The following is a 24,296-nucleotide window of genomic DNA, read 5'->3' as shown; positions in this document are numbered from 1 at the left end:
CGCAAAGCGTTATGTTCAAAGAACTTCGGCTGACTTTGTGGCGCGTCTCGCGCCCCGTCCTCCGTTTTCGGATAGCTTTAGACATGAGCACATGGAGACAGTTCCACATCACAATGTCAAGAGGAGATGATTGAATGCCAAAGATAAGATGACCCGGGCTTGATTGGCTTTAAACGGCACTTTCAGATATCAGTTCACTTTTACTTTGGCGCTACTTCAATGTATCTCCGTCATTCACTTTTGCCGATTCATATAACCCGAACAAAAAAGGCGAGTCGTTGCGCTACTGCTTCATTTCAATTGCATACGCCTTCGGTTATCTGCATCTGCTGGATACGCAGATCAGGCGCCAAGTACATAGCTGTTTCATACAGCAAGACTATCTGTACGAACACACTCTGCTGTTGTAGGGCCTTTTAGGGTAAGAAACCGAATCCCTGTAGCACAGGTTGTCTTGCTATCAGCAATCAATGGCTCTTATCATGTACCTGGCTCATACATATGTCTGCTGCCGCTAAGGGAAAGCAATTTCTCGCTTACATTAAAGACCTGGGCTCTAACGTATACTTCTGGGGCGGACTTGTGGCTCTGTTACTTGTCGGCGCACTATTATACCTGAGTATAGATCGCATCGTGATGCCAGACTACACGCGCTATGGCACAGCCGTTGAGGTACCTGACGTACGCGACCAGCCTGTAGAGCAAGCTCGCCTTATGTTAAGGGAGCAAGGCCTTTATGTGGAGGAGCAAGAAGGACAGTATAACCCGAATGTCCCTCAAGATGTAGTTGTCGACCAGTCTCCTGCTCCGCACACATCGGTCAAGCCCGATCGGCGCATCTATCTCACTCTGAACCGCGGCGAACTTCCTACGATGGTGCTGCCTGACTTTACTGATATATCTCGGCGCGAAGCCCGTAATCGGGCAGAAGGACGTGGCCTCGTTGTTGACAGCATGAGAGCCGACTCCATTCCCTCTCCCCACGAAAATACGATCACACGACAATCGCCCGCCCCCGGCGACACGGTTACTCTGGGTAGCTCGATTACATTCTGGTACAGTACAGGACTGGGGACGGAGGAGACCACCGTACCGGATCTGGTTGGCTTGACAGTGGCCGAAGCGCGATCGGCTTTGCTCAACGAAAAACTTCGTCCGCTAATTGTCCGCGATCGTGTGGAAGGAGAAGACGATGAACTCGGGGAAGACGAACTGTATGTCCGGGCCCAGAGTCAGGCTCCCGAGGCACGCGTACAAACTGGATCAGAGGTTCGACTCTATGTCGTATCCGACCCAGATAATATCTCACGTCCTGATGGGAACGGAAGCGATAACGGGTCCAGCTCACCGACAATGGAGGCGAACTCGGAGTCTTTTTTTGAATAGACGGCACGGCACGCTGAAAAAGGACTGCTTTCTCGCGAATCCCTCATACTGCCAGTTCTTATTCAGAGTCTCTGGCCAGCCTCCCTGTTCATCCACAACATGCTGTATGGTGATACACTACAGACCCATTATACTATATGGATGCGATGTGATGTGTGCTAAATAAAGTATAGCCGCTTCCGACCGCCAATGTTGTGTATATGGCTGTTAGATGTATAGGATTCGCTTTGTTGCCCGCACATCGCCGCATGGCCTGCGCCGGTTCTGGTGCAGCATAGGTGCAATATTGTAGATGTCGATATATTGAGCTGGGCGTCTTTTCTAACTCGCGTCAGGTGGCTGCCTCATGTTGAGTCTCAGCCTTTGCGTCTTCCGGGCGATTCGGACACTGCTCACGTTGGCAATGCCCATACATGTTCAGCGAGTGGTGTTTGATTTCAAAATCGTAGATCTCGGCAACCATCTCCTGGATGCTCTGCAGACGTGGGTCGCAGAACTCAAATAGCTCGTTGCAGTCCAGACAGATCAGGTGGTCGTGCTGCCAGTAGCTGTATGCTTTCTCGTACTTTGACTGGTTCTTTCCGAACTGATGCCGGACAACCAGGTCGCACTCTATGAGGAGGTCAAGAGTGTTATATACCGTGGCACGGCTCACCTCAGCTCCTTTTTGCTTGAGGCGAACGAAGAGTTCGTCCGCATCGACATGTTCGTCTGTATCATAGATCTCATCAAGCACAGAAAGACGCTCAGGGGTCTTTCTCTTGTTGCGGCGCTTTAGGAACGCCTGGAAGATACGATGCACCTCTTCGCGCCGTTCGTCGGAAAAAGTACTCATGTAAGGAGGTCGGCTAATAGCGAGATGCGATAGTGAATTAGGCGTGGGGCAAGGCTACCAGACGTGCCCACCACAGTGTGCCTTTTCTCTGCACAGCCGTTTCTTCTGCTAACTGCTTGGAGCCACGCATAGCTTGTACTCAACATCCAAAAGCCTGGCGTGGCCGCGTCAACGCTGCGTCGGACGGTTAGCAGATACCTAAACAAAAAAACCCGTGCTTTATTGGGGGGTTCCTACGTTTGTGCTGCTCAACAGCTGCGCCAGGTCCTCGCGAACCTGTATATGTACCTGCTCTTCGTTCTGATCGCCCTCCACCAGGCGCACCCTGTCGGGGTCTTGTTGTGCAATCATATGATACGCACTGCGCACCCGCTCTCGAAAGGATGTCGCCTCTCGCTCCATTCGGTCTCCCTCAGACCCGTGACGCCGCGCATCTGCTACGGGAACAGGCACGTCTATGATGTACGTCCGATCAGGCACCAGTCCATTGGTCGATTCTCTGTGCAGGTCTCGCATCCACTCGATCGTAGACACGCCGCGCGCTCCATGTTGATATGCTGTAGTAGAATCGTAAAATCGGTCTGAGAGCACTACCGCTCCTCTGCGCAATGCCGGACGGATTCGCTCTTCAACCAGTTGAGCACGCGCAGCCGCGAATAGAAATAACTCAGCACGTCCACACATCTGCACGTCTGCATCCAAAAGCAGCGTACGTATCCGCTCTGATACTTGCGTGCTGCCCGGATCACGAACAACCTGCACATCATGCCCCTGTGTACGTAGCCACCCAGCAGCCCGGTGCACCTGCGTGCTTTTACCGCTTCCGTCAATGCCTTCAAAAGTGATAAACATAGGAGCTGAGCGAGTCGGGTACTTTCTTGATCTACCTGCGTTGGGAGCATTTCGCGCACGCTGGGCCGCATACGATGCGTTCAGGCTGCGCCCAAAATGCCTTCAGGGTACATGCAGAGTGCAGTGCTTCGTCTTCTATTAGATGCCCTGTACGCAGACATGCTCCGCCCAGCTTATCAAAAAGATGCGATAGAAGCGCTGCTATCGCATTAGGTAGTAGGCTATCTGCACAGGCTGTGTAACGGTGATGTGCGGTCTTACACTCGTTTCGTAAAAAGAACGGGCATTTGACGGTATACATCTTGCATCTGCACCCTATTATATCGTACTATTGTGATTGTACTTCCCAGATAGGGCCCGGTCGTAACATCGCAGCAATGCGCTTCATAGGCTGGCTGCCTTAGCGTATCGACACTACCACGAACCGACGCGCTATACGCATGTTCGATTTCGGATTTGATAGCTTTGACGGCTCGTCGTCAGATACCCGTTTGCAAGAACTGGTAGATGCATACGAGAAGCAGGGTACCTCAGCGTACTTCGACTCGAATGAGTTCGAGGAGATCGCCACGTACTACTTCGAACGAGGCGCATACGAAAATGCCCTTGCCGTTATCGACCACATGCTTGACCTCCATCCATACGTAGCAGATGGATGGCTGCGTCGTGGCATCCTGCTTAACAACCTGGGGCGCTACCGGGAAGCGCTGAAGACCTATCAAAAGGCGCGTGAGCTTAACCCCGCTGACCCAGACACGCTCGTAAATCTGGGCATCACACTCGATAGCCTCGGGCGATCGCGCGAAGCGCTTGCTGCGTACGACGAGGCCCTGTCGCTCAACCCGCTTCATGCAGAGGCCTACTTCAACCAGGGTATTGCACTGGAGCGTGCGAACCACTTACAACGCGCTGCCGATGCCTTTCAACGATGCGCCGACCTGCATCCCGACCACCCGGAGGTGTGGTATGAACTGGGCTACTGCCACGACCGGCTCGGAAACAACGAGGAAAGCATATCAGCTTATGACCGTCATCTCGACCTCGACCCCTATGCACAGGATGCATGGTACAACCGAGGGATCGTGCTAAATCGCATCAGTAAGTTCGAAGAGGCTATCTTTTCATACGACCTGGCTCTTGCTATCCGCGACGACTTCGCGTCTGCGTATTACAACCGGGGCAATGCGCTTGCTAACAACGGCGACCTTGACGCAGCCATTCGAAGCTATGAGAAGGTGCTGGACCTTGAGGGGCCTGACGCAGCCACCTATTACAATATTGCTCTTGCCTACGAGGAAAAGAACGACATCAACCAGGCATTTGCATATTACCAGGAAGCGCTCGATGTGGAGTCGGCCTACCCGGAAGCCTGGTACGGACTTGGGAGTTGTTACATTGCTCAGGACGAGTGCGCAGAGGCCTTTGACTGCTTCGACTATGCAACCAGCCTGAACGACAACGTGCCCAAGTTCTGGAAAGCCAAAGGCGACACGGCCTTTCAGATGCACGCGTTCGACGAGGCCCTTGCGGCTTACCGTAAAGCCATCCAGCTCAATGAAGACGACAGCCACGCATGGCTGGGATACGCCGAGACGCTCTTTCAGATCGGCGAGGCCCGCGACGCACTTGAGGCCTACCAGACCGCTCAACTACTCACCCCGAATGCAGCCAATGCGTATTTTCACCAAGCAAAGGCTCTGCTGGCTATCGGACAACCCGAGGAGAGCATTCGTGCACTCAAAACAGCATTCCGGCTCGACCCTTCTAAAAAAAGCGAGTTTCGCGATGCGTATCCCGATCTCTATCGCGACGCGCACGTGCGGCGCCTGCTCGGATTGGATCGCGCCTAACCATCCCGCTTTCTGCACTTCTCTTTCCGCGTTATATGCCGTCGCTTCGCACGTTGCTTGGAGGATTCGGCGCCGGCATGCTCATGGGGGCCGCTGATGTCGTACCCGGCGTGAGCGGAGGCACCATCGCTCTCATTGTCGGCGTGTACGAGCGTATCATTCACGCGCTCACCGCCGGCGGCTCCGCTGTACTTGCGCTTCTGAGTGGACGCTGGGCTCGAATGCGCGTCCATCTCGGCCAGATTCATTGGGGACTGCTTCTGCCTCTTGGAGCAGGTATCGTATTCGCCATTCTGACTGGCGCTCGCTTGCTCCCTCCACTTATAGATGCCTACCCCGCCCCCATGCGCGGGCTCTTCCTGGGTCTGGTAGCTGCCTCGTTAGCTATTCCTGCCATGCGCCTGCACGTTTGGACCCCCGGACGGTGGCTCTTGCTTGTGACTGCAGCTGTCGTAGCCTTTATGCTCGCGGGCCTTCCTACAACAGAAACAGCCACGCCCTCACTGCTTCGCGTATTTGCAACAGCCGCCGTAGCTATCTGCGCCATGATTATACCTGGCGTGAGCGGTGCCTTTTTGCTTGAAGTCTTCGGCATCTACACGCCGACGCTTAATGCCCTCAACACTGGCGATTGGGCGTACATCATCACGTTTGCCAGCGGAGCCGTCATCGGGTTGGGCGGATTCGCACGCATCCTGCATGTCCTGTTGCACCGCTACCACGATGCAACTATGGCCGTCCTCATCGGACTCATTGCAGGCGCACTGCGTGCCCTGTGGCCCTTCATGGGCGAAGATCGCTCGCTACAATGGCCGACGGAAGGCGATCCGATTCTCGTGGTTGCCGCCCTCACGCTCGGCGGGGCACTCCTCATAGGCCTGCTCGTCTGGTGGGGACAGCGCCGCACTGCGTCGCTTCGTGCAAACGAGAAGCCAGCCAAAGAAAGCCCTTGACTGTTTGGGGCGGTAGCGGTTCAATGGTAAGTGATTGTCACGTAGGCTACTTTATCACAGTCCGCTGCCCCCCTGTCTCTGCCGGGCTTCGCCGAAGGTATGATCCTCTGTGAGTAGGTGCTGGTTTAGTCGCTGAGAAGATATCGTACCCGACCAGCAAGCGGCTTCAACCTGACGCTCGTTTACATGCTTACTGTACATTATCTATTTCTTCGGTATATTGAAGCCGCGTACGCCTCATGTAGGGCATCTCGTAAATAGACTGGCTCAGAGGCTTTATCATGCTTCTTTTCTTTCTTTCCCCCTCTCTTCTATCGCAGCAGCGCGTGGTACATGTGCTGGCGATTGGTCTGGTGCTTGGCTTCACAATGCACCTCACAGGGTGCGCGTTTACCGAGACAGTCACCTCGCCTTCTGCTTCCAACTCCTCAGCCTTACACTACGATTCTCTGCTCGTAGAAAACGAGCGACTACGGGCTCAGAGCCGAGAACTCAGCGACTCGCTTCAGTTTTACGATAACATTGCTTCCGGACAGTACCGGCGCGAGTGGCGCGCTATGCAAGACGATTTAACACGTCTGGCTTATGAACTTTCTCTTCTTCGGGAAGGCGGCCAGACAGTCGCAACGCTTTCAGCCGATCTTCTCTTCGAGCCTGGCACATCCACGCTTACCGAAAATGGCCGTACTCGCTTGCGTGAGCTGGCAAGACGCCTGCGCACTACGTATCGTGATCGTGCTATCCGCGTGGAAGGCCATACCGATGCACATCAAAGCGAAAACGGTGCGTATGCCTCAGCCCGGGTCCGCTCTGCGACCCAGGCGGCGGCTGTAGTGGACCTCCTCATTGCGCATAGCGAACTCCCATCCAGCCAATTTCAGGCGGTGGCACTTGGCGACGCTCGGCCCACTGCCTCCAACGAAACCGAGACCGGACGTACTCGCAACCGGCGCATCCGCATCGCTGTGCTTCCCCCAGCACACGACGTGGCAAGCCCTTTTGAGGTCGCCTGGTAATTATCCTTCGTTGCCGCACAAACCGGTAACGACTCAACGTTGAGATGAAAGCGGAAACGTAGGATGTACCTACTACCTATAGACTCTCCTCAAAGTAAATATCTATACACCCATTCTCCTATTTTGAGGCTGTCGGTCTCGCGACGGATGTTTTCACAAGTCCATGGTTACATTGGCAATAGCGTTTACCTACGTTTGATTTGACACAATTTCACAAACAAGGATATTAGTGTATCGTGTTTCATTGTGCGAATATAGTACTTATGCCAAGCTATACAGCAGCCCTTAAAGGGGCAGGTACGGGGCTCATCGACAGCTTTTTTTCAAACTGCTATACGCTATGAATACGCTATCTCGCATTGCGGGTATTGTCTTTATGGGTGCCATCCTTGTCTTGGGTGCCCCTCTTGCACAGGCTCAAAATATGCCGGCCCCAAGCCCGGAAAACCCTGAGGCAGTAGAAGAAGCTCGTGAAGCCGCCGAGTCATGGTTGGAGCTAACCGACGCAGGCTCATTCGCTGAAAGCTGGGATGCGGCCGCAGAGCTGCTCCAAAGTGAGGTGACACGCGAAGAATGGACGCAGCAATCTGAACAGGCTGAACAGCAGATTGGAAGCATCGAAGAACGGGAGTTCATGGGTGGTCAGTACCAAGACGATATCCCTAACGTCCCTGAAGGGGAGTACGTGATCATGCAGTACGAGTCTACCTTCTCTGGCATCGATCAAGGCGTCATGGAAATTGTTGTTGCCACGGTGGAAGAGGGACAGTGGAAAGTAGCTGGTTACACCGTGCAGCCTGCTCAGCAGCCGCAGCAACCGCAGCAGCCACAGCCACAGCCGCCGCAGCCCGATCAGCCGCCAAATAATTAATCTGGACTGACAGGCACGCTTGTCCCAAATTATTGGGGTATGCTGACTGAGGTAAACAAAAGAAGCGCAGCAGGCTCATACGCAGCCTGCTGCGCTTTTCTATGACACTCCCTTTCATCTGTGAATGCCATCTGTGAATACACTCTTCCGAATTACCTTCCCTTGCTTTTAGCTTGAGATCGCCTCGCCTCTTCCACTATATTCAAAACCACGCTGAACAGTGCCTGGACGCCTACCACAAACTGCCCCTCTGGTAACGCACCTGCTCCTCAGAAACAGCCTGTACAATCCTTCAAGCCTCCGACCTGACTGCTGTCTTCCTATGCTCTACGCCCGGCTGAATTGGTTAATCGCTGTTCTATTTCTTTTTATACTACTTCTTCCATCTACGGGCACGGGCACGCCGCTGTCTCTATCGGATACGACAGACGTTGCCATGTCAGTCGCTATCTCTGACACGGTGGTCGTCACCGCTTCCCGTAATGCCGAACAGGCGCAGCAGTCCGGACGCTCGGTCTCGGTTTGGTCGCGAGACAGCATCGAAAGACTCCCCGCTATGACGTACGACGAGGTACTCCGTACGGTAAGCGGTATTGACGTACAGAGCCGGGGCGGGTTTGGCGTGCAGAGCGACATTACCATGCGCGGCTCTACATTCAACGGCGTGCTCGTTCTTGTCGATGGGGCACGACTCAATGATCCTATGACGGGCCACTTTCTCGCTGATACTCCTATCACCACAAGCGATATTGCGCGGATCGAGGTGCTGCGCGGCCCCGCTTCAGCGCTTTACGGCCCCGATGCACTCGGAGGGGTTGTGCAGATCTTCACCCATGCTGGCCTGCAGCAAGAAAGTCAGGCAGCTCCTGTTGACTCCGAGCATGCCTCTTTCAGTACACGCGTCGGTCGCCATGCGTTGTATGAGGCTACAGGACACGCTCGGATTCAGCGTGGCAGCACGCTTCTAACGGCCTCGTTCTCCACACAGGGCAGCGATGGACAGCCCATTTCGACGCCTCAGAGTGAGCCTGTCACGTATAATGACGAACGCCTGCGCACCGATTTCGAACGTCGCGTGGGGTCCATTGCGATTACGCAGCGCCTAAGCAGCGGAACGATTATGGCCCGCGCCGGGGCCGACGACCGGCAGTTTGGCGCGTATCAGTTCTATACCAGCAACGCGTTCGACCGGGCGCGCGAATCTACTTCAACCTACTGGGCTCAGACCCGCTACGTGAGCGCACCCGACCGGCCCACCCGGTTTCGTGCGCAGGTTGCCGCTAAACAGCACGAAGATAGCTACCGGTTTACTCCCGATATTCCGGCCAACGAGCATACCAGCCGCTTGCTAACCGCCCATACACAACTACAACACGACCTGAACAGTCAGTGGCGCGTTGGAGGCGGTGTGTCGGGGTCAATACGAGACATAGATTCCAACAATCTGGGAAGCCATGCGGATGAGTCTGCAGGCGTCTTTGGCCAGGCTCGCTGGAATCCGGTCGACCCGCTCACCTTGAGCGGAAGCCTGCGCCTTGATCACGACTCCGCATTCGATACGGAGCTCACCCCCCAACTTTACGCCGCCTGGTCGCGTCCGTCATATACGCTACGGGCCGGATTCGGACGGGCCGTGCGCGCACCTAACTACGTGGAGCGCTACTACAACACGGAGCTCGACACGCCCCCCGACGGAAGCATTGGCACGCCCAGCCTGCAAGCGGAGCGCGCCTGGTCGTATGAAGCCGGATTCGACCTTTACCCGGCAAACGGGGTCTCGCTGCACGCGACCGGCTTCTGGCGCGATACCGATGGACTCATTGACTTTGCACTGGAACCTGGCGCAGAACTTTTTCAGTCGCGCAATGTGCTCTCTGTCGAAACGCTGGGCATCGAAACCGAGCTGCGTGCCCGCCGCACCCTGGGGACCCAGCGCTTTCTTGAAGCCACCGTCGCGTATACTGGACTCGACGCTACTATCGGAGATGTAGACGAGGGCGTGCTCTACACGTATGCAACCAGCTCGGCACGCCATCATCTACAAACGACGATTCAGGCGCAATGGGGGGCTGTTGGGGCCAGCCTCCAGCACCAGTGGAAAGAGCGTCTCGACGCCCCCGAACCGGCCGATATGCAGTACCAGGTCGCTAACGTACGTGCTTACTACAACGCATCGATATTAGGTACGCAAGCCTCCGCTTCTGTAGAGGTGCGCAACGTATTCGACCGCTCTTACAGCGAAGTCTTCAACGCCCCAATGCCCGAACGATGGTGGCTTGTTGGTCTGTCGGTAGACATCTGACTGTAGAGCACGTCACGCCGCTTCGCGCGAGTCTTCAGCTGTGGCTTCCCGGTGCTCAGGCACATACGGTGCAATAACATCGCGCACCTCTGCGGCCAGCTCTTCCACCTCTGCATCCGCAAACTGCTCGGGCGGAATCTCAGGCAACACACGGATGTGCATGTCATGGCGCCCCCGTAGCACCATGCTCTTTTTCGGAAGCGCATTGCTTGTGCCGCTGATAGCGACAGGCAGGATCGGCACGTTCATCTCTTTAGCAAGTGTGAATGCGCCGTGCTTAAACCGCCGAAGCTCTCCAGTGCGTGAGCGCGTCCCCTCAGGAAAAATAAACACACTGCTGCCATTGCGCAGATGCGCGCGACAGGCCCCCATCATCTCCTTGATGCTATCCGAATCTCCCCGTCGTAGCGCCACGTAGTTGTTCATCCGCATATTCCATCCCAGAATGGGCACCTTGAAGATCTCAATCTTCGACACCCACTTAAACGGGATGAAGAGCCGAAACGCAACCAGAATATCAAGCGCCGACTGGTGGTTGGATACGATAACGTATGGCTGGTCAGGACGTACATGCTCGCGCCCCTCTACGGTAACCGACCACAGCGGGTTGATCCACAGGTAAAACGAGGCCCAGAACGACGAGTAGAGGTGCAGCCACTTCAGGCGGCGGTCAAACGGCCACGTTATGGCCCATACGAGCACCGCTCCCATGTAAAAGATGACGCACGTCACCACAATGAAGAGAAAAAACGCAGCCGACGCCACACGGCGCAGCACATCGCGTAAGATAGACATATGAGCCTAAAGCTGGTAAACAAAAGCCGGTAGCCTAAAACGGCACGCACAATCTAAGGATTAGCACCGAACAAGCCAACCTTCGGCGCAGAATCTCTGCTTTCTGTCAGTAGAGTACGCGGAAAACAGACAAACAACGTATTGCCTACTCTGCGGTACTGCATCACGCTATACTCCAGGAAAAATCGTTTTTCTCCAGGGCATTTTTGTGTCCCCCATGTATGAATTCACATACGTGCCTGTAGTAGACCCGTCTATGGGGCTACCAATGCACGAGTCAGCTTCAGGCAACTGAGGGACTGGCAGTCTCGTTTTGGCAGCAGACTGCTCCAGCAATCGCCCTTTCTGTAGCGATAGTGCCTCTGTCTGCGTGCACGCTAACAGAACCCCGTATCTGCTATGAAACGGTTTTTAGCCCCCTGATCACCCTCACATTTACCGCATTTGTGATTGCTACGTTTGCTCCTGCACCCTCTGCAACCGTACAGGGCACGCTCATCAACACGCAATGCTATAGCATAAACAACGAAGACGTAGAAAACGCCCACGTCGTCAAAACACCCGAGGGTGCGATGCGAACTATTGAGTCATGCGCCACCACCTGTGCAAACATGGGCATTCCCGCTGCCATCCTCAAAGATGGGGAAGCCGGTGCCGATACGTATGTCATCCTTGCTCCAGAACGAAAATGGCAACTGGCAGGAAGTTGAGATCCAGGTCATGATGTAGCCGATCTTGTAGACCTTAACCCGCAGTGCACCGCTTGCACCCAACGTCCAGGCGTTTCGCTGAGGGTTTTCTGTTCAGGGTCATTCGTTTTTATATGATGATCCGCCGGTGTTCTCTAACTGCTCATAACATATGCTTCGCTCATACCTCGCGCTGCTGTTGCCACGACCGTATCACCTTCACCTTTGAAGTCACAGATGGGCCTGCTCGCCTCCTCGCGGTAGAAACCGTACACGAGTAATACCTGTCTCGTATCTTCAGCCGGTCTTTCTTCTTTTTGGATGCGCAGTGGCTATCTTGCAAATCTGACAGCTACACTCTCTATCTGCCCTGCTACCCATGCGCCGCCTTCCATCTTTTCTCGCTGTGCTGCTGCTCGTTACCGTAGCGCTGCTTCCCATTCGCTGCGCGCCCTCTGAACCTGTCACCGACGGTACTCCAGAGGAGCCTGGAGAGCCTGCGGGACCGGCTTATACGCTTCTCGCGCACACCGACACACATATCGTGGCACACATGCTCACTGTCGACAACGCAGACACGCTGCAGGCCGGTGTAGAGCGCGTCATTCAGCATGTAGCTGCGCCGAATCATGATGCAGTCGCGTTCACGTATGCCTCTGGCGACTCTCTCTACCTGGCACGCTATGCTCCTTCCAACGGGGCGCTTCAGGTTCTCCACGCGCACCCCTCGCCTGCGACCTACTCCATCGCCTGGCATCCGACCGACAATGCCTTTGCATACGGCGTATATACCCCTACGGCCAACGAAAACCGCGGAGCCGGCACCGTACGCATTGCTCAAGAGAGCAGTACCCGTTCAGTAGGGTGCAGCGTCTCAACCGAGGTGCTCGCCTGGCTTCCCGACGACGAGCTCTCGGTACGCGACGACGAAAATCTCTACGTTGTCAGTGCCGACGACTGTGCGACACAGGCAACGCTCGACATCCGCAGGCATCACCAGCTTACGTACCACCCCTCGGGTCGCTACCTCGCTTATATCTACCGAACGCTTGAGTACAACCGAAATGCGAACGAGTATCAGCCCGACTCCAGCTTGTACGTGAGCAGTGCCTCGGGCACCAACGAAACGCTGCTCTTCGGCAACGACCGGGCTGCACGGCATGCCACGTGGGCTCCCAGTGCTCCCGAGCTGGCCGTGAGCGTCGAAGAAGAAGGAATGCGCCGCATTGTCGTTTCTGATATCGCATCTGACGAAACGACTTTTCTGGTCTCACCAGCCGAGGCCCCAGCCGGCGCCCAGGTCCACCCGCATTGGAATCCGAATGGCGGTGCCGTGGCCTTTACGCTCATCACAGACGGCGGCACGCGTCAGGCCGCTGTGCATCAGGCTGGATCTACCGACTTACTCATGCCGGTTACCGGTCCGGTATGGGGATGGGTAGATGCGCAGACGCTCGCCCTTCCCACCGAGAACGGCCTCACCCTCACTGATCTGAATGGCTCGCCGATCTACACACTGGAGGAGGACTCAGCCACGCTCATTGGCGCCTGGCCTGCCGATGCCGTAATCGGTAAACGATAGATTCAGGGGCTTGCAGACCGGTAGGCAAATCTACGCCGCAGCGCATGTCTACTACGCCCACCTGCATCGTTGCCTTCAGGCGCCTGGTTGAGGCACTATCTATTCGTATCCATCAGTAGCCATGCCCTACACGCAAGGCATTCGCGCAAACCTTCCTCAGTTTCTGCTCCAGGTCGTTACGGTGTTTTCCGTAGGCCTCACGATGGGCGCCGAGCGCACCATCGTCCCGATTATGGGCGAAGAGCTTTTTGGCATCGGATCGGTACTGATCATTGGGTCCTTTGTGGTCAGCTTTGGCATCGTCAAAGCAGTTCTGAACCTGTATGCCGGCAAATGGGCCGACACGTACGGGCGGCGCCCGGTGCTTATCGCCGGATGGCTGGTCGCCCTCCCTATTCCGTTTATTCTGATGTATGCTCCCAACTGGTGGTGGATCACTGCAGGCAACGTGCTACTGGGCGTTAACCAGGGCGTAGCGTGGAGCATGAGCATGGTCTCCAAGATTGAGCTCGCCAAGCCCACTGAACGCGGACTGGCAGTCGGCATTGACGAAGCATTCGGGTACACCGGCGTCGCCGTAGGCGCATGGCTCACCGGCGTCATTGCATCGGCCTACAGCCTGCGACCAGAGCCCTTCTACTTGCTCCTACTTGTCATTATCATAGGAATGCTCATCGCGCTCTTCTTCATTGAGGAGACGCTCCCCTACGCTCGTGCCGAAGCCACCAACACGGCCTCTCAAAGCCCCGAAGCCGAGGCCAACGCAAAATCCGACGAGGCCAATCTGCCGTTCTGGACCATCGTAAAGCGAGCAACCTATCGCGACCGAACGCTCTTCGCGGCTGCACAGGCTGGTCACGTCGAGAACTTTGTGGATACGCTGGTCTGGATTGCCTTTCCGCTCTTCCTCATAGTTCAGGGCCTCGACCCCTCCCAGGTCGGGGTGGTCGTTGGTGTGCACAGTGCCGCGTACTTCCTCCAGATCTACACCGGACGCCTCGGCGACCAGATCGGGCGCAAGCCGCCTATCGTAGCCGGTATGCTGCTGGCCGGAGCCGGTGTACTCGGCATGACATTCGTCGATAGCTATGGCGCATGGATTGCTCTTTCAGCGCTCTCGGGCGTGGGCATGGCGCTGCACTATCCGAACCTCATCTCTGTAGCGAGCGACGCCGCTCACCCGCTGTGGCGCTCAACCGGGCTCGGCGTCTACCGCCTGTGGCGCGACCTCGGCTATGCCGTGGGCGCTGTGCTTATCGGGCTGTTGGTCGACGCCGCCTCTCTTGAGTTCGCCTTTGTTGCTACTGCTCTGGCTATGTTTGCCTCAGGCGGATACGTGGCATGGCGCATGGAAGAAACCCATCCTGAGTTTGGTACGCATGCGCCTGTAAAGTAAACAACGCAACGGCAGCACGGCGGTGCGCCACAAGCCCCCCTGCAATGCGCCAAAGGATCACGGTGCACCCAACAAAATCCAGTAGACGCCTGACTGGTGCGTGAAATATACTATGACCAGTTGTTCCACACACGCACTTTTCTGTCCACACCGGGCAGTCCATCTCATGGATCGTATTGCCGGACACATTTCATGGCTGGGGGCACCCTCTCTCCACTGGATAGAGGCTCGCTCCTGCACCGAGCGCCCTGCCCTGCGCGATAGCGCCGCCATGAGCGGGCACTCGTTTGTAGACGCAGAACGCGGACTCCTCATCACCGCCGACACGCGCCTCGACAACCGGCGCGGGCTCTGGATGAAGCTGCGCCGCGCAACCGACCCTGCTTCCCCTCCGAGCGATCTCCGCCTTGTGCATCGCGCCTACCTGAAATGGGGCCCTCTTCTCGGGAAGCACATCCTTGGCGACTATGCTATCGCCATCTGGGATGCCTCAGAGCAGCACCTCGTGCTCCTGCGCGACATCGTCGGCATCCGCCCGCTCTACTACGCATCCGTACGCGACGGACTCGTCTTTGCTTCTACGGTCCCCGACATGCTCGCCCATCCCCGGGTCGAGGCCGGGGTTAACGAAACAGCCGTGGCTCACTTTCTGGCGCATGCGTCAACAGGGGGGCCTCACACCTTCCTCAAGGGGATACGCACCGTTCCGCCTGCCCATGCGTTCGTTTTCAACGCCGAGGGGCATGTGTCACATCGGTACTGGCAGGTGGATGAGCACGCTTCGCATCCCCCCGACGATGATGTCGCGTACGCGGATGGATTGCGCACTGTGTTAGAAGCCGCTGTACGCGACCGCATGGCACCCGGCACAACAGGACTCGCCGTAAGCGGCGGGCTCGACTCCTCGTCGCTGGCATGCCTGGCTCACCCGCATCAGCCTGCTGGCCGCCCGTTGCCGATTTTCTCTGCTACGTTTCCTACACTACCCGCCGCCGACCGCAAGCGCAGCGACGAGCGGCACTACCTGCGCCATCTCACGCAGACCGGGCACTTCGACGTACACATGCTGCCGGTCGACCGCCTCAACCCCGCCGAGGAAATCGATGATGCCGTTCGCCTGCTGGGGGCACCGCCTCACATCTGCAACCTCTACCTGCAGCGCCACCTGCAGCGGGCCGCCCGCGCAGCCGGCTGCACCGTCATGATCGACGGGTCGGAGGGCGATGTCGCTGTGTCGCACGGGCTCGGGTGGCTGGCCGAGCTGGCTGCTACGCGCCGCTGGTCCCGGTTTATCGACGAAGCGCAGGCGCTTGCGCAACGTGTGGGCGGTGCACAGGCTCCTGCACTGTTCTGGACGTTTGGCGCCCCCTACCTGCACGAGCAAATCCAGACTCACCCCGTTGCAGGGCTTCGCACAGCCCATCAGCTGCATCGTGCCCTCGGACTCTCGCGGCGCATGCTCTGGACGCGCTGCGTGCGCAGTGCAGACGCAGCGCCGCCTCCTTCTGTGCTTCAAAACAGCTGGATCAACCAGCTCGCGAGGCCTGCTGATTCGCCCCTCCCCCGTACCGAGCGCGACGTACATGTGCAGTCCATTCATGCAGATGACGTAGCCGTTTCGGCAGTGCTCACCGAAATCAATCATATTGCCGCTGCCGACGGGCTGGAGCGCCGCCATCCGTTCTATGACCGGCGTGTGCTTGAATACTGCGTTGCGCTGCCGCCCACCCAGAAGCTCCGCCACGGGTGGACGCGCTGGGTGCTCCGCACGGCCATGGGCGCCGACCTTCCCGCTGCCATCCGCTGGCGCGCTGGTAAATCGAACCTGGCCCCTGCCTTCAACCGCAACCTGCTGCGCGACGCCGCCGACCGCCTCGATGCCGCCCCGGCCCACCCGCAGCTTTCTAATTACCTCGACCCCGATGCGTTCGCCGAGGCGCGTGCATCGGGCGACGCCGCCACTTGCTGGCGCGTGCTCGGCCTCATGGCCTGGTTCGACGCACTACCCAATCTTGCCGCTTCATCATCGCACGTATCGGCCGCCTCATCGCGGCAGGAGCAGTACCCAGCAGCCGATACACGTTCGTATACACAACCTTTACCAATCCAATGAAAAACAAACCTTCATACGAAGCCCCCAAGCTGACAACGTTCGGCTCGGTGGAGCGTCTCACTGCAAACGGATGCAAAAACATGTCTGGACCAGAGGATGGCTACTTCATTCAAGGAAGTGGTGCCCGCTTGTCCGACTGCTCATAGCACGCGTAGGTACGACCACGTAGGTACGACCACGTAGGTACGACGCGGCGCTGATCACCGTATACTTTTTCTTGTTTCACTGCACGCTTCACTATGCATTATTACCGCGCATACGGACTTTACATCCGCTCTTCCGTGCAACTTCCGGAACTGGTACAGGTGCCTCAGAAAGACGCTGCGTTCGATCTTACCATTACGCGCGACACGCTGGCTGACGCTCCGGCATTTCTGCCGGAGCGCTCAGTTCAGGTTCGTCACGTAAACCAAACTATTTACGCCCACTGGACGGGGCTCGGCACGTATGCCGCCACCCAGGGCACGCAGATCCGGTTTCGTCCGGCTGCAGCAGCCACCCCTGCTATGCAGCGCCTTCCGCTTTTAGGCGTCATGATGGGGCTCATTTTACATCAACGACGCGTGTGCACGCTACATGGTAGCGCCGTAGCTCTGCCTCATGGGGCCGTTGCGTTCGTTGGTCCAAAGGGAGCAGGCAAGTCCACCACCGCAGCTGCCCTGCAGCACGCAGGCTACCCGCTTCTCTCTGACGATGTGCTGGCCCTTGCAGCACCGCCACAGTCTCCACAGTTCGGCATAGAGCCGGCTTTTCCTCAGATCAAGCTCTGGCCCGATGCAGCCCGCGCTGTAGGCCAATCCCCAACCGACCTTGATGCCCTCGCTCCTCACCTACCCAAGCGTGCCTGGCGCTCGCATGAGCGGTTTGCCCCCCAGTCGTGTCCGCTCCACGCCTTGTATATCCTCGGGTTTGGTAGCGAGCTCGCCATTACTCCTCTCTCTCCACGCGACGCGTTCCTCGCCGTGCTCCAGGAAACGTACGCCCCCCGCTTTGTGGGTCGCCATGGCACGGGTGCAGACCACTTCAAGACGCTCACATCGTTTGTGAGCAAGGTGCCAGTATATCGCCTTACGCGCCCCCGCGATCTTGATCAACTTCCTGATCTCGTTGCTGCGCTAACTACCCCGCGCCACGCAGATGCGCCGGTGGCTCACTCAACTGCGCGCCATCGGAGACGCGCCAGTGCCGTCGTTTCTTGATGTATCGTCTGCAAGCAGTTTCCGTTTTTACCCTCGGTGCTGTTTAGAGCCTGTTTAGGTTTTGGTTTGACGGCACGAGCGAGCGCCGCTGAGGCGAAAATTGAATCACGATGGAGGTTCGTAGCGGGGCTACGGGCCGACATCGGGGGCAATTTGCACTACGGGCATGACCTTCGGCCCCAGTCCAGCGCCGCCCACTCGGAGCCCAAATTAAGAAATCAAAACAGGTTCTTAGCCCCTGCGGGGCACGGCTCTACCCTAACGGCTATTCTAAAAGAGCCTACCTACTAGAGCGTGTGGACATACGGAACCAATAGCTGGCCTAAAAGTCGATGCGGTTGATTTTTCCGAACTCTGATTCCACTGGCGCCCTAATGCAACCCGTAATGGAACGACCTCGACACGCGATCACCGACCAGGATTGGGAGCGAATCGCCAGACTTCTGCCCGGTAAAAAGACGGATCCGGGTCGCACAGCCCGGGACAACCGCTTGTTCATCAATGCAGTGCTCTGGATCAGTCGCACGGGCTCGCCCTGGAGAGATCTTCCGCCTCATTTTGGCAAGTGGAACTCCGTCTATCGGCGATTCAGCCGATGGTCTAAAGCTGGCGTCTGGGAGCGCGTCTTCAAGACCCTGCAGGAGCCGGACTTGGAGTGGATGATGGTCGATTCGACAACTGTGCGTGCGCATCAGTGTGCTGCTCAGTGTGCTGCCGGCCAAAAAAACTAATGCCACCGCCGAAGCACTCGGCCGTTCGCGCGGTGGCTTCACGACGAAAGTGCACGCGGCTGTAGATGCTTTAGGCAATCCTTTGCGCTTCATTTTGACGCCGGGCCAACGAGCAGATATCACCCAGGCCGAACCATTGGTCATGGGCTTCAAGCCCGAGGCGGTGATCGGCGACAAAGGCTTTGACAGTGATCGGTTCATTGCATACATCGGAGCCCTTGAGGCCGAGGCGGTCATTCCTTCAAAAAAGAACCGGACGATCCAGCGTGTGATTGACACCAACTTATATGCGGACCGAAATAAGATCGAGCGCTTTTTCAGTCGCATCAAACACTATCGGCGCATTGCCACCCGCTACGAGAAAACCGCTCGTAACTACCTGGCTTTCCTGCATGTGGCGGCGATTATTACCCTACTGCTCTGATTGTCCACACGACCTAATAACCAGAGAGAGGTTTTCCTATGTCTAAAAACGGCTATACTGCCCCATCGCTTACCGTCTACGGCTCCATATCGTCCCTTACGGCTGCTGGATGCTTCAAAGGCAAACAAATCGGCTATCCCAGTGACTTCAGCTTTTCAATTGGTGGGCATGAGTTCTCGCTCCCGATTACTGACTGCTCGTGAAACGCGTTAGCCAGAGGCATTTGGGGGCGAGCGCGCCTGTTCGTCATTCCACACTGCACCAACCAAAACGTGTCCGTGCTGTTGCTTCATGACACACCCCGCTCCATTGAGTCTCACTTTGTGTTCTGTTTTACTCGTTGCGTTTATGCTCCAAAAGACGATTTAGCATGCGTTTATCATATGGTGCGCTATCACTGAGATAATTGTATGTTGATTCCAACAGCATTTACGTTCCCCTTAATGCAAACACAACTTTTTTGATGAAGACCTCTACCTATTCTTCTCCAAAGCTAACAACGTACGGCTCTGTCGAAGACCTGACGGCCACTGCGAACGACGGACGGAACGACAACTTTCCGCTGGGCGACTGCCCTCCTGGTAAGGGAACACCGAGCAATCGTATCTTTGACTGCTCGTAGGCAGGCCTTGCAACCTACGAGACTAACGGACAAAGAGGTAAGCGCCGCACCGGCTTTAAGGGCCTGTGCGGCGCTTCTCTTTTTGCGTTACGGTAAGTTTAGTCCAGCAATCTCTTGCTTACAGCAGTACATCAATGATGTATCAACCGTGTAGCAATGGAAGCGGGGATCTTGTTTATTCTACGACCTCAATCAACTCCGCCTCGTGAAGCTCAGCAAGTAGTGCGCGTACGTCCTGGTCTAAAACATCAGGATCTACGTCATACGTCTCTTGCAGCTCGGTGCATATCTCGTTTACGGACTGCGGCGTCTGAACAAGCGTCCAGATCTGGCTGCCCACCTCGTTGAGTCCGTAGTACGTTCCGTTAGCCAGGTTAAGAATTACCTCCTCTCCGGCAAGATCAGACGACACATGGTCGCTTGTCGCGCAGACGCGTGTATCCGACGTAAACATAAGAGCGTTTTCAGACTGTGATGTAGACATATCAGGTAGATATTAAGTGGATGCGGTTACGTTATCAGTTTCCCTTGCGGGCTTTGTTGTCATGTGTTACAGGTGGATGCAGCCGGGCAAAGACCGCGTCTGCGTCGTCTTCGATTAGTGGACGCCCGTCGCATTCGAGCCATGCATGCGCGCTCAGGGCCGCCGCAGTGCGCTTCACCCCAATCTGCAGATCGGTCGGGAAGCCCGCACGCGCCAACAGGTAGCGTGTGGCGAGCGACTGCGGAAGGCAGGGCCGCTCGGGCATCAGGGCGTGACTTGCCAGCGCCACAGCCTCAACAATACGCCGTCTTCCACGCCGATCTGCCCTGTAGCGGGGCGCTGGTACGCTTGCGGCTACCACCCGCTGAAACGGGAAGAGACGCAGGGCCACCCACGCCACACTCACAGCGCCCAGAGCACGCAGCAGGTCGCGGCGCTTCGTCCAGTTGCTGGTGCGCCAGGCATTCCATAGGAGACGAATAGCGGTCGGGGTGTACATGAGGCTGTGGAAAAATAGGCGAAGGTGTTCTGCAAAAGTGATGGGCTACCTCCATTTCAGGAAGAGACCGAATCGGCCATCCGACGGGATGCCGCTTTTTTACGTAGCGGGGCGTTCGACACCGTTTCCTGCGGCGAAGTCTCCTGCAGATCAGGGGCTGCCAGGGTGTGTAGAGACTGATCTGTAGACGCCTTCCCGTTTTCCTCTGCACTGCCCAGCCAGTCACGAACGATGCGTGCCGGACGTACGAGCAGGTAGAGCGGAGTAAGTAGCGTGGGTAGATCGGCAAACGCACGGTCTCGCTCGCTTGGCTCCAGGCTGCGGCGCATATACTCGCGCCACATGGGCCACCGGTCGCGCCATCGGCGCCGCGTACGCGAAAAGAACCGCACTTGCTGTAGCCGAATGGTGCGGTCGAGCCCGGCATCGGTGCAGAGCCAGCGTGTTTCGATATAGTGCGCCAGTTCGCTCACGACCGGATCGCGCGCAATGGCTGCGGCAAACGCATCGTGAATGGGCGCGTCGAGCCAGCGCGCGGCAACGTGCACCCCCAGCAGGAGCACCCGCTCACAGTGCAGGTCGGCTGCCCGACGGCACAGCGCCTCGGCATCCAGGTTCGGATGGTGGTGCAGCATGTGGGCTACGTCAGCCACCCACTTCAGGCGCGCCCAGTGGTGCTTGGTGCCGTGGGCACACAGGTAAAGCAGTAGGTCGTCGGGCGCCATCGTGTAGATCGACTGCGTTCCGATTGGAGTGCGCACAGCGCGCGCCAGCACGCCATCGGCATGGAGCGGATAGGCCAGTGTTTTGTTGATCAACTCTGTGTGGATCTCCACGACAACCTGGTCCGCAGCCCGGCGCATCTCAATGCCTATCTGCGCTTCCAGAGCCTGCGACTCGCCTGCTTGAGAGCGGAGCGATTCGAATCCCATATCATGCAGAATTGCTTTGACCTGCGGCACCTCATGGGGAGCTACGAGCACGTCCAGGTCTGCAAACCGCCGGAAGGCAAGGTTTCCGTAGTACCGCTGTGCCAACACCGCCCCTTTGAACGACACCACCCGGCACCCTGCCTCGTCGCAGCGCTGTAGGAACTGCAGCAGCACATGCAGCCGGTGCATGTTGAAGTGCGCAGTCATGCGGCTCTGCGCGTGCAGCGTGATGCGGGCCTCATCAGGAAACGACTCACAGTCGTGCACCTGCTGAAGGAGCATCGCTTCTACGCCGTGCCGCCGCGCCTGCGAGAGGACTACGTCCCAGTCCAGATCATAGGTAAGCAGCGTTTGGATCCGCGCGTTGCGCTCAGGTGATGCATGCGCAGCTGCACAGGCACGCACGAGAGCAATTTCGTGGGGATGCGTGTGCCACGGCGATGTCGTAAGTGGGGAGGTAGGCCAGGACATAATCTTACGAGACAGGCGATGAAATGGGGGAGGACGGAGAGGGTCTTCTCTGGAAGGCGCTGGGGTCATGCCGGGGAGCAGCGCGGTGCTCGGTCTGCGTCCGCCACGACGAAGCGTAGCGCCCGCCCGCATCCACCAGCGCCTCGTGCGTACCCTGTTCTACGATCTGCCCGCCTTCCATCACAATGATGTGGTCGGCACGCATGGCGGTAGTGAAACGATGCGTAATGATGAGAGCAGTCCGGTTGTGCACGAGATCACGGAAGCGGTCGAGCCAGGCGGCCTCGGCCCACGAGTCCATGAAGCTGGTAGGCTCGTCAAGAATAACGAGGGGCGCCTCGCGGTAGAAGGCCCGTGCCAGCGAGATGCGCTGCCACTGCCCGCCACTCAGCTCCACGCCGCCGTCGAACTGCTTACTGAGTAGCGTGTCGTATCCGTTGGGAAGCTCCTGGATGAACGCGTCGGCCCCGGCTCCCTGCGCTGCTGTCTGGATAGCGGCCTGCTCGTCTCCGTTAAGTTCGGTATGCACATCGCCCAGCGCGATGTTCTCGGCGGCGGTGGCGATGTAGTGCACCGGATACTGGAACATAACTGCAATGCGGCGGCGCAGCTCAGCCGGCTCGAAGTCGCGGATATCGGTGCCGTCAAGAAGGATGCGGCCTTCCTGTGGATCGTAAAAACGGCACATCAGCTTCATAAGGGTGCTTTTGCCGGCTCCGTTCGCTCCAACCACGGCCACCGTAGCGCCAGCGGGCAGGTGCAAGCTAAAGTCACGCAGCACCCAGGTGTCGCTGGCCGGGTACTGAAAGCCGACCTGCTCGAACGTGATGCCATGGCGCAGCGTGTCGGGCACCGGAGCCGGATTATCAACTGTGGTTTCGGTGGTCGATTCAATATCGAGGAAAGCAAAGAGGTGCTCCAGAAAGAGCGCGTCGGCATAGAGCGTGCCCAGGCTGCTCAGCACGGTGCGCATGAGCCCCTGCCCCTGATCGAACGCGCGGTAGAAGAGCGCCAGGTCGCCGAGCTGGGCCCGTCCCTGCAGCGCACGCGCCCCGATCCACACCAGCGCCCCGCCGGTGATGAGGAGTCCGATAAGCCCGGCTCCAAATGTAGCCAGGCTCTGGTCGCGCATCAGACGCAGGCGATCGGTACGCAGCGTTTTGCGCACGGCGTTGTAGGCCGACCGGAAGCGCTCGCCCAATCCAAACAGCCGCACTTCGGCTGCCGGTATGGGATGCGTAACGACGCGGTCGAAGTAGTGGGCCCAGCGGCGCTGGTCGGTGGTGTCTTCCCACCAGGTATGGTGGCGCTGTTTGTGGCGCACCACCACCCAGAGCGCGGGCAACGTGCTTACGAGCAGCACCAGAGGCAGCCAGGCGCTATACGGAATGAGCAGCACCGCCACCCCGATAAGCGTAATGGTGTGCTGCGCGATGGTGCCAATGCCTTGAAGCAGCGAAAGCGATCGCGACGCCGCCTCGCTGTTGGCGCGGTCCATCGTGTCGTAATATGCCGGCGACTCGTAGAACGCGTAAGCGACCTCGGCAGCTTTCTCGTGGATGGCTGCTTTGATGTGGTCGTGCAGCAGCTCTGCCTGAGCCGTCTGTACCCACGCTCGTACCGCACCCAGCACCTCTATGGCAACCATGATGGCCGCCATAAGCGCTGCCGGACCCAGTACGGGCGCCGCGGCCTCCCATGAAAGTCCCATATTGAGCGCCTCCGCGATACGGTCAACCAGAATCTTGGTCAGGTAGACGGAGGCGGTGGGCAGAAGACCTTGCAAGACCAGCAGGAGCACCCAGGCCAGCGTCCAGCCCCGCGTGGCCTCCCACGTCATGTGCAGCGCCCGCGGTACATACGCCAGGCGCTGCTGCAGATGCCGGGCCTGCTCGGCCAACCGCTCAACAGAAAAAGACATATAGAAGCGAGGACTGCACGTGTAAATGGAACGAATCCGCGTATCCTCCTGAGCTGTGCAGCGTCTGAAAACGCTCTGCGGGCTGCGCGTCGCCGGATAGCACGTCCCAGCATCGTTGGTTTCCATTGCTGTAACCAATGTACAGCTGCTTCAACCGCCTTGCTGGGAGCGGCTCCCGAGCGACGCTCGCCTATACGTTTACTTTTCAGACACTCCCTAAGCCACCTAAGCCACTGGAGCATACGCCGAGACGCCTAAATGGCGTCGGTACACAGTATCGTGCAGACGGGCACCTCGCGTATCATCCATTGCTACCCTCTGGATATGGAGAACTGGATATGGAGTAGACGCACACTCTCCCTGCCTACGCTTC

At 57.5% G+C, this 24,296-nt stretch carries 21 protein-coding genes; 14 read left to right on the top strand and 7 right to left on the bottom strand.

What is annotated here, in order from left to right; genetic code table 11:
- Window positions 1-501: 501 nt before the first annotated feature.
- Window positions 502-1,386 (top strand): PASTA domain-containing protein, encoded by an 885-nt coding sequence (locus ACZ48V_RS02330; protein ID WP_464541226.1) that lies wholly within the window; start codon window positions 502-504, stop codon window positions 1,384-1,386.
- A gap of 331 nt (window positions 1,387-1,717) precedes the next feature.
- Here ACZ48V_RS02330 and ACZ48V_RS02325 read toward each other — a convergent pair whose 3' ends face one another.
- Both ACZ48V_RS02325 and tmk read right to left on the bottom strand, forming a co-directional pair.
- The gene (locus ACZ48V_RS02325) at window positions 1,718-2,221 is read right to left on the bottom strand and encodes a Fur family transcriptional regulator (protein ID WP_464541224.1); all 504 of its coding nucleotides are present in this window, start codon (window positions 2,219-2,221) and stop codon (window positions 1,718-1,720) included.
- 219 nt (window positions 2,222-2,440) lie between these two features.
- Window positions 2,441-3,073, bottom strand: a complete 633-nt coding sequence (gene tmk / locus ACZ48V_RS02320) for a dTMP kinase (protein WP_464541222.1) — start codon at window positions 3,071-3,073, stop codon at window positions 2,441-2,443.
- Window positions 3,074-3,513: 440 nt separating this feature from the next.
- Between tmk and ACZ48V_RS02315 the strand changes: the two genes are divergently transcribed.
- The 5 genes from ACZ48V_RS02315 (at window position 3,514) to ACZ48V_RS02295 (ending at window position 10,065) form a co-directional block, all read left to right on the top strand.
- Window positions 3,514-4,923, top strand: a complete 1,410-nt coding sequence (locus ACZ48V_RS02315) for a tetratricopeptide repeat protein (RefSeq protein ID WP_464541220.1) — start codon at window positions 3,514-3,516, stop codon at window positions 4,921-4,923.
- Between the two features lie 35 nt (window positions 4,924-4,958).
- Window positions 4,959-5,876 carry a DUF368 domain-containing protein gene (locus ACZ48V_RS02310; protein WP_464541218.1) on the top strand — a complete coding sequence of 306 codons (918 nt, stop codon included), beginning with the start codon at window positions 4,959-4,961 and terminating at the stop codon, window positions 5,874-5,876.
- A gap of 281 nt (window positions 5,877-6,157) precedes the next feature.
- The gene (locus ACZ48V_RS02305; protein ID WP_464541216.1) at window positions 6,158-6,892 is read left to right on the top strand and encodes an OmpA/MotB family protein; all 735 of its coding nucleotides are present in this window, start codon (window positions 6,158-6,160) and stop codon (window positions 6,890-6,892) included.
- Between the two features lie 340 nt (window positions 6,893-7,232).
- Window positions 7,233-7,763 carry a DUF4019 domain-containing protein gene (locus ACZ48V_RS02300; RefSeq protein ID WP_464541214.1) on the top strand — a complete coding sequence of 177 codons (531 nt, stop codon included), beginning with the start codon at window positions 7,233-7,235 and terminating at the stop codon, window positions 7,761-7,763.
- Window positions 7,764-8,199: 436 nt separating this feature from the next.
- On the top strand, window positions 8,200-10,065 hold the full coding sequence (locus ACZ48V_RS02295) for a TonB-dependent receptor plug domain-containing protein (RefSeq protein WP_464541212.1): 1,866 nt from the start codon (window positions 8,200-8,202) through the stop codon (window positions 10,063-10,065).
- Window positions 10,066-10,077: 12 nt separating this feature from the next.
- Here the strand turns inward: ACZ48V_RS02295 and ACZ48V_RS02290 are convergent, their stop codons facing one another.
- Window positions 10,078-10,860, bottom strand: coding sequence for a lysophospholipid acyltransferase family protein (locus ACZ48V_RS02290; RefSeq protein WP_464541210.1), 783 nt, complete (start codon window positions 10,858-10,860; stop codon window positions 10,078-10,080).
- A 446-nt stretch (window positions 10,861-11,306) separates the two neighbouring features.
- Between ACZ48V_RS02290 and ACZ48V_RS02285 the strand changes: the two genes are divergently transcribed.
- The 8 genes from ACZ48V_RS02285 to ACZ48V_RS02250 all read left to right on the top strand — a co-directional run bounded on the left by ACZ48V_RS02285 (window position 11,307) and on the right by ACZ48V_RS02250 (window position 19,616).
- Window positions 11,307-11,570, top strand: a complete 264-nt coding sequence (locus tag ACZ48V_RS02285; protein WP_464541208.1) for a hypothetical protein — start codon at window positions 11,307-11,309, stop codon at window positions 11,568-11,570.
- A gap of 358 nt (window positions 11,571-11,928) precedes the next feature.
- Window positions 11,929-13,131 carry a TolB family protein gene (locus tag ACZ48V_RS02280; RefSeq protein WP_464541206.1) on the top strand — a complete coding sequence of 401 codons (1,203 nt, stop codon included), beginning with the start codon at window positions 11,929-11,931 and terminating at the stop codon, window positions 13,129-13,131.
- A gap of 121 nt (window positions 13,132-13,252) precedes the next feature.
- On the top strand, window positions 13,253-14,527 hold the full coding sequence (locus ACZ48V_RS02275; protein ID WP_464541204.1) for an MFS transporter: 1,275 nt from the start codon (window positions 13,253-13,255) through the stop codon (window positions 14,525-14,527).
- Window positions 14,528-14,693: 166 nt separating this feature from the next.
- Entirely contained in the window at window positions 14,694-16,640 is a 1,947-nt protein-coding gene (locus tag ACZ48V_RS02270; RefSeq protein ID WP_464541202.1) for an asparagine synthase-related protein, read from the top strand.
- Window positions 16,637-16,786, top strand: a complete 150-nt coding sequence (locus ACZ48V_RS02265) for a lasso RiPP family leader peptide-containing protein (protein WP_464541200.1) — start codon at window positions 16,637-16,639, stop codon at window positions 16,784-16,786. The genes ACZ48V_RS02270 and ACZ48V_RS02265 overlap by 4 nt, the downstream gene beginning before the upstream one ends.
- 93 nt (window positions 16,787-16,879) lie before the next feature.
- A complete protein-coding gene (locus ACZ48V_RS02260; RefSeq protein ID WP_464541198.1) occupies window positions 16,880-17,839 on the top strand; it encodes a hypothetical protein in 960 nt (319 codons plus the stop codon).
- 386 nt (window positions 17,840-18,225) lie between these two features.
- Window positions 18,226-18,994, top strand: a protein-coding gene (locus ACZ48V_RS02255; protein WP_464541196.1) for an IS5 family transposase whose coding sequence is annotated in 2 segments (ribosomal slippage) — window positions 18,226-18,567 and window positions 18,569-18,994 — 768 coding nt in all. Because the reading frame shifts where the segments join, the coding sequence is not laid out codon by codon here.
- Between the two features lie 463 nt (window positions 18,995-19,457).
- Window positions 19,458-19,616, top strand: coding sequence for a hypothetical protein (locus tag ACZ48V_RS02250; RefSeq protein ID WP_464541194.1), 159 nt, complete (start codon window positions 19,458-19,460; stop codon window positions 19,614-19,616).
- 175 nt (window positions 19,617-19,791) lie between these two features.
- On the opposite strand, the gene ACZ48V_RS02245 is transcribed toward ACZ48V_RS02250, so the two are convergent.
- The 4 genes from ACZ48V_RS02245 to ACZ48V_RS02230 are packed head-to-tail and all read right to left on the bottom strand — an operon-like array spanning window position 19,792 to window position 23,923.
- The gene (locus ACZ48V_RS02245; protein WP_464541192.1) at window positions 19,792-20,100 is read right to left on the bottom strand and encodes a PqqD family peptide modification chaperone; all 309 of its coding nucleotides are present in this window, start codon (window positions 20,098-20,100) and stop codon (window positions 19,792-19,794) included.
- Between the two features lie 34 nt (window positions 20,101-20,134).
- Entirely contained in the window at window positions 20,135-20,599 is a 465-nt protein-coding gene (locus tag ACZ48V_RS02240) for a lasso peptide biosynthesis B2 protein (protein WP_464541190.1), read from the bottom strand.
- A gap of 56 nt (window positions 20,600-20,655) precedes the next feature.
- Window positions 20,656-22,002 (bottom strand): nucleotidyltransferase domain-containing protein, encoded by a 1,347-nt coding sequence (locus ACZ48V_RS02235; protein WP_464541188.1) that lies wholly within the window; start codon window positions 22,000-22,002, stop codon window positions 20,656-20,658.
- A 4-nt stretch (window positions 22,003-22,006) separates the two neighbouring features.
- Window positions 22,007-23,923, bottom strand: coding sequence for an ABC transporter ATP-binding protein (locus tag ACZ48V_RS02230; RefSeq protein WP_464541186.1), 1,917 nt, complete (start codon window positions 23,921-23,923; stop codon window positions 22,007-22,009).
- Between the last annotated feature and the right edge of the window lie 373 nt (window positions 23,924-24,296).

Source organism: Longimonas haloalkaliphila, assembly GCF_055379825.1.
Note: the sequence above shows the minus strand (reverse complement) of the source record. Positions and strands in the feature narration are given on the sequence as shown.